This window comes from Pseudomonas sp. GD04058 (genome assembly GCF_029836855.1).
GTDB classification, from domain to species: Bacteria; Pseudomonadota; Gammaproteobacteria; order Pseudomonadales; family Pseudomonadaceae; genus Aquipseudomonas; species Aquipseudomonas bharatica.
In genome coordinates this window covers 1-1024 of the sequence record NZ_JAOECN010000096.1, presented here as the reverse complement: position 1 = coordinate 1024, position 1024 = coordinate 1, and the positions used below count along the sequence as shown (strand labels likewise).

The following is a 1024-nucleotide window of genomic DNA, read 5'->3' as shown; positions in this document are numbered from 1 at the left end:
CGGCGCGGTGAAGTCCACCGAACCGCTGGTGGCATTGACCGGGATAGTGATCGACTGGCCGTTGGCCAGGGTGACTACCAGCGGTGCCACGGTCACCGGCGAGCTGACGGTGGCGGTGTAGGTGACCACACCGCCTTCGGTCACGCTCGGCGTGGCGGTCAGGGTCACGGTCGAAGTATCGATGGTGTCGGTGATGGAGGTGATCGCCGGAGTGCTGCTGACGTTGACCTTCTCGAAATCGCCGCCGCTGGTGCCGGTGATGGTGGTGCTGACGCTGGTGGCATCAACGTAGACGCTGTTCTTCGGTGCATCGACGGTCACCGTGCCTTCGCTCATGCCCTTGGCGATGGAGATGGTCGAGCCGTTGCTCAGGCTGACGGTCATGGCACTGCCGGCCGGGTTGGACAGCTTGGCGGTGTAGGTGATCTGGCCGCCTTCATCCACCGACGGTGTGGCGCTCAGGGTGACGTTGGTGGTGTCCAGGTTCGACGGGTTGTCGTTGACCACGGTAGTCGGCGTGCCGGTCGATACCAGCTTCTCGAAGTTACCGCCGGTCATGCCGGTAATGCTGTTGGTCAGTGCCGTATTGGTGGCGTAGACGTTGTTCGGCGCCGTGAAGTTGACCGAGCCGGAGGTTTCGTTGACGCCGATGGTGATCGATTGGCCGTTCTGCAGGCTGATAACCAGCGGGGCCCCGGTAACCGGCGAACTGACGGTGGCGGTGTAGGTGACCACGCCGCCTTCGGTCACGCTTGGCGTGGCGCTGAGGGTCACGGTCGAGGTGTCGATGGTATCGGTGACTGCGGTTACGGCCGGAGTCGAGCTGATCGCCAGCTTCTCGAAATCGCCACCGCTGGTGCCAGTGATGGTGGCGCTGACGTTGGTGGCATCGACGTACACGCTGTTCTTCGGCGCATCGACGGTGACGGTGCCCTCACTCAGGCCCTTGGCGATGTTGATCGTCGAACCGTTGCTCAGGCTGACGGTCATGTCGCTGCCGGCCGGGTTGGTCAGCTTGGCGGTG

1 protein-coding gene is annotated in these 1024 nt (G+C 63.6%); it reads right to left on the bottom strand.

Going from position 1 to position 1024, the window contains the following annotated elements:
• A partial coding sequence (locus N7650_RS27870; RefSeq protein ID WP_279900905.1) for an immunoglobulin-like domain-containing protein occupies positions 1-1024 on the bottom strand: 1024 nt, incomplete at both ends.